The following is a 1,140-nucleotide window of genomic DNA, read 5'->3' on the forward strand; positions in this document are numbered from 1 at the left end:
TGGCACGCCGCCTGTTCACGTCCGAGTCGGTCACGGAAGGCCACCCGGACAAGATCGCTGATCAGATCAGCGACGGTATTCTCGACGCCCTGCTGAGGCAGGACCCCCGTAGCCGGGTCGCGGTGGAGACCCTGATCACGACCGGCCAGGTGCACGTGGCCGGTGAGGTGACCACCCAGGCGTACGCGGACATCCCGGCGATTGTCCGCGAGACGATCCTGGGTATCGGTTATGACTCGTCGAAGAAGGGCTTCGACGGTGCGTCCTGCGGCGTGAGTGTCTCGATCGGCTCGCAGTCGCCGGATATCGCTCAGGGTGTGGACAGCGCGCTGGAGTTGCGCGAGGGTGACTCCGAGCATGTGCTGGATGCCCAGGGTGCGGGCGATCAGGGGATGATGTTCGGCTTCGCCTGTTCGGAGACTCCGGAGCTGATGCCGCTGCCGATCGCGCTGGCGCACCGCCTGGCCCGGCGGCTGTCGACGGCTCGCAAGGACGGCACGATCCCGTACCTGCGCCCGGACGGCAAGACCCAGGTCACCATCGAGTACGACGGCCTGCGCCCGGTCCGGCTGGACACGGTGGTGGTGTCGTCGCAGCACGCGGCGGACATCTCGCTGGAGTCGCTGCTGACCCCGGACGTCCGCGAGCACGTTATCGCCCCGGAGCTCGAGGGCCTGGGCCTGGACGTGGAGAACTACCGGCTGCTGGTCAACCCCACCGGTCGTTTTGAGATCGGTGGCCCGATGGGCGATGCGGGCCTGACCGGCCGCAAGATCATTGTGGATACGTACGGTGGTTACGCCCGGCACGGTGGTGGTGCGTTCTCGGGTAAGGATCCGTCGAAGGTGGATCGTTCGGCGGCGTACGCGATGCGCTGGGTGGCGAAGAATGTGGTTGCCGCGGGTCTGGCGGAGCGTTGTGAGACGCAGGTGGCGTACGCGATCGGCAAGGCGCACCCGGTGTCGTTGTTCGTGGAGTGCTTCGGTACGGAGAATGTGCCGGTGGAGCGGATCGAGAAGGCGATCAACGAGGTGTTCGACCTGCGTCCGGCCGCGATCATCCGTGATCTGGACCTGCTGCGCCCGATCTACCAGCAGACCGCCGCGTACGGCCACTTCGGCCGGGAACTGCCGGACCTGC

General features: G+C 66.8%; 1 protein-coding gene. It reads left to right on the plus strand.

The window, feature by feature from the left end:
* Positions 1 to 1,140: methionine adenosyltransferase (gene metK, locus ACIBQZ_RS43365; protein ID WP_396094800.1), on the plus strand; the 1,140-nt coding region annotated here is incomplete at both ends.

Origin of the sequence: Actinoplanes sp. NPDC049599, assembly GCF_044465625.1 — a bacterium.
Taxonomy (GTDB): Bacteria; Actinomycetota; Actinomycetes; order Mycobacteriales; family Micromonosporaceae; genus Actinoplanes.